Annotated in this window: 5 protein-coding genes and 1 pseudogene; 3 read left to right on the top strand and 3 right to left on the bottom strand. The window is 40.7% G+C overall.

From position 1 onward, the window contains the following. Positions 1-207 (bottom strand): annotated as a pseudogene (locus A3761_RS20195) (hypothetical protein); the annotation flags it as partial. A gap of 306 nt (positions 208-513) precedes the next feature. Beyond that, positions 514-1,287, bottom strand: coding sequence for an alpha/beta fold hydrolase (locus A3761_RS20190; RefSeq protein ID WP_068509979.1), 774 nt, complete (start codon positions 1,285-1,287; stop codon positions 514-516). Between the two features lie 126 nt (positions 1,288-1,413). Between A3761_RS20190 and A3761_RS20185 the strand changes: the two genes are divergently transcribed. The 3 genes from A3761_RS20185 (at position 1,414) to A3761_RS20175 (ending at position 3,612) form a co-directional block, all read left to right on the top strand. After that, the gene (locus A3761_RS20185; RefSeq protein WP_068509978.1) at positions 1,414-1,827 is read left to right on the top strand and encodes a PilZ domain-containing protein; all 414 of its coding nucleotides are present in this window, start codon (positions 1,414-1,416) and stop codon (positions 1,825-1,827) included. A gap of 372 nt (positions 1,828-2,199) precedes the next feature. Beyond that, on the top strand, positions 2,200-3,237 hold the full coding sequence (locus A3761_RS20180) for an AraC family transcriptional regulator (protein WP_068553024.1): 1,038 nt from the start codon (positions 2,200-2,202) through the stop codon (positions 3,235-3,237). Between the two features lie 9 nt (positions 3,238-3,246). Then, positions 3,247-3,612 carry a hypothetical protein gene (locus A3761_RS20175; protein WP_068553025.1) on the top strand — a complete coding sequence of 122 codons (366 nt, stop codon included), beginning with the start codon at positions 3,247-3,249 and terminating at the stop codon, positions 3,610-3,612. Here A3761_RS20175 and A3761_RS20170 read toward each other — a convergent pair. Next, the coding region (locus A3761_RS20170; protein ID WP_156491984.1) for a DUF2058 family protein at positions 3,601-3,796 on the bottom strand (196 nt) is incomplete at its 5' end. The two genes, A3761_RS20175 and A3761_RS20170, sit on opposite strands and share 12 nt — an antisense overlap.

Genomic DNA, 3,796 nt, shown 5'->3' with positions numbered 1-3,796 from the left:
CAAGCCTTTTAATTCTGCATAAGTATCCTGAATCATTTTTGCATCTGCACTGGCCCGATGACGCGCCAGACCTGCTAATTCAATAACTTTGTCGTGGACGGGTGTCCATTGTTCTCGTTCTTCCTGGCTAAGCAATGAGAGTAAAGATTCAATTCGAAAGGCTTGTATACATTCAGCTTTATCAAATAACTGACCCAGCCAGCACATGTCATTAGCCCAGCCATCTGAATATATGGTCTGACCTGCAAGGTTGTGGTTAAGCCACTGGGCAACGCTAACAATATCTCGCCCTTTTTCTTTTAATAGCTCTTGGGATATTCCATGAAGCGCTTCGGCGTCCCGGTTCTATTTCGTCCAATGAGCTAATGGTTTTATCAGGGTACAGCCCGTTTCTCCCTTACCTGAAATAAAACCTACTTCGATTGGATAAGAGCCCTTTCCTAAGCCTGAAGCTTCAATATCTATTATTGTTGGTAAACTCATAACTACCTTTCTAGTGTTGTTATGTATAGTCTAGTCGATACCCGTAAGAAAACGTTCACATATTCCTATAAAGGTTTCCGGTTTTTCTGCATGTAACCAGTGACTGGCTTTTGGAATGATTCGGACTTTTGCAAAGGGAAATAAGCTCACTACTTTTTCTTTATGGGCGGCCTGTATATAGTCTGATGCTTCGCCAGCAATGAAGAGCACTTCCCCTAAAAAAGGTTTTTCAGCATGCTGTCCATCCAGAATATGATGGTAATTTTGATGGATGGCGTTGAGATTTACTTTTAGATCGAAACCTCCACCGGGCTTGGCTTTTAGATTCTTTAGTAAAAATTGCCTCACCCCCTGCTCTGGAACAAATTCCGCTAGCAAAGAATCTGCTTCCTTTCGACTTACGATATCTGACTCTAGCAAAGCAAATAAACCAGCAAATATTTCATCGTGATGTCCCTCATACCGAACAGGCGATATATCGGCAACGATCACGGCCTTTATTCGTTTTTGCTGGTGCAGGGCTAGACTCATAGCGACTTTTCCACCCATGGAATGTCCAAGCACATATGCGATATCAATACCTTGATCATTCATATATTCGATCACATCTTCTGCCATAAGCTCATAGTTCATCTCTTCGCGATGAAACGAACGACCATGGTTTCTCAGGTCAATAGCATGGGTTTTAAACTTACTTGCCAAGGCCGTTGCAACACTGCCTAAATTATCTGACGAGCCAAACAGGCCGTGAAGGATCAATACGGGGAAACCTTCCCCTCTTATGCGCGAATATAGTTTAGTCATTGTATTTTTTTTAATCAGTTCACATTATCACCAAGAGCTCATGGCATATTCTCATATGTATCCTAATCTGACTAATTAAATGCTTTTCACTTCTAAACTGTGATACGTAGTAAGGTATATTTTTTAATGATTGTAGAGCTCCACCCTAAAGAAAATCGTCGTAACCGACGCGTCCCCGCCGCAGAACTCGTGGCACAAATCAAAACTAAACAAGGTCTATTTTCTAGCTGGCTTGATTTAGATGTTCTCGATTTCAATCTCCTTGGCCTTGCTCTGGCTGTACCCAGTGAACCAGAACTCGGAAGCAAGCTAAGTTTGCGCCTCGTTTTGAATATGGACATGGGGGAGCTAAAAGTTAATCAAATTGAGGCAAAGATTGTAAATAAGGTAAGGATGGATAATGACGATACTTCGTGGCGAGTCGGCTTGGTCTTTTCAAACCAGTCTAAGCAAAGCGGCGATAACCTTAGCCAACTAACACGCATTAGAGATATGCTTGAGAGAAATAACGCAATAAAGCAGCGTTTGAAAGCAGTTTAGTGTAATAAAAAAAGGCGCACTTCGCGCCTTTTCTTGAACCTCTTAATCTACTTAGCAAAAAAACATACTGTTCAGATAATTTGCTAGCTCAGAACAATTTTCTTTTTCATTTTCATTTTGTGGTACAAAAACTTCGTATTCCATAGTGGTTCCCCGTCAATAACACCGCTAGTATAAGTTTGTAATTCGTTTACTGTACAACTCCTAAAGGACAGTGTGTGTAATATATAGCAGACCGAATGCCTGTTCTTGACGATATGTGCCACCTTTTTGACTGACTGTAGCATTCCTAATTAACAGTAATTAATACACAGCTTTGGTTTAATTACTACAATAGGTATCTTTAGTCACGGTTAGGGAAAGGAAAGCTAAATGACAATTAAGTCTGGCAAGTCCCGGGTCAAAAACTTGTTCGTAAACTCCTCAACCGCGAAAGTATTGTGCGAATATCTTATTCAAAAAGGTATCAATAACGAGCTTTTGATTTCTACCTTGGCCTGTGAACTACACGAGCTTGAGTTAGCAGACTTCCGACTAAATATCTCTGCTTATCATGCGTTATGGTCTCTTGCGCTTTCCTATACCTCCGACGAGCGTCTTGGCCTTAAACTCGCTCAGAATCCCCATAATGAAGAAATGGGTTTAGTTGCACACATTTTCTTTAATAGCCCAACCCTCTATGAAGGACTTCAACAATACCAACGCTACTATTCTTTGGTTAATGAAGGCATGCATATTGAAATTCACAATGATGATAAGTTTACTTATCTGGAATATGTCTGTGACTACAATGAGGTTTACTGCTCAGCCGATATAGAGCATACACTTGCGTTGTCAGTATTACGGGTCCAAGACCATATTAATCGAAAGCTCGATTTGGAAGCCGTTCATTTTCAACACCCTGCACCGGGTGATATTTCTGAGTTTAAAAAAATATTCCGTTGCCCTCTTCGATTTAACCAGAGCCACAGCACACTCATTTTTAAGAAGTGTTATCTCAACTACAAGCTACCCAGGCGTAGCCCTTATCTTTATAAATTATTGATTAAACATATAGAGTCGCTTTCTAGAAAAATTCTACCCGCGATCAGCTTTACCGACTCGGTAAAGACTACCCTTGAAAGCCAGCTTTCCAAAGATAAGGTAGATGCTGAAAATATCGCAAAAAGAATGAATATGAGTCGACACACGCTATATCGACGTCTTAAATCAGAAGGAATTTCCTTTCATGACCTGCTTGATGAAGTGCGTGAAGAAAAGGCCTACGCATATTTAAATAAAGGCAAACATAGTCTAAGCGACATTGCTTTTTTGCTCGGCTTTTCTGAACTTAGCGCCTTTAGCCGTGCTTTTAAACGCTGGACCGGAATTTCTCCCGCAAAATATCTTAAATCTCGACCCCAGGAATAGTATACAAGCATGCTAAGACTTCTCTTTATCCTTCTGACTGCGCTGACACTTGATGCTTGTACAAGCTTGAGTCACTTAAAGGCACCAATCGCAAAGAAGCATGTTGAACAGAAGACTAAAACACCCGCTAGTGAAAATATCGAGGAATTATGCAAGTACACATCCCATAAAGGCATTTCCGAACTCATTTCAGTGAAAGGAGCCTACCTCACTTTTATATTCTTTCCCGGTAATGTCGAGTTTCGTCTTGAAAAAGAAAAATTCCCTCTACAAAAGCTTATCGGCAGCGAGTTCAAGGCTATTTATGAAGAACTGGTTCAAGGGCATGCTAAATGCCACAAACCAGCACCTCAGATCATAGGTTTACCACATTAAGTCATCAGGTATTTGATAATCTTTATACGGATCATCTTCTTCTATTTCTGTATCTTGCGGCTGTGACTTCTCCATGTGGTAGACAATCGCTGCCTCATCTCTCTCTATTATTTTAGTGGCCGCTGTTGCTGGTATTAAGATAAAACTTTCATCTAAATTGGCTATTGCTAACCTGCCTTTCAAT

Source organism: Oleiphilus sp. HI0123 (assembly GCF_001635315.1).
This window is presented reverse-complemented; position numbering and strand designations above follow the sequence as displayed.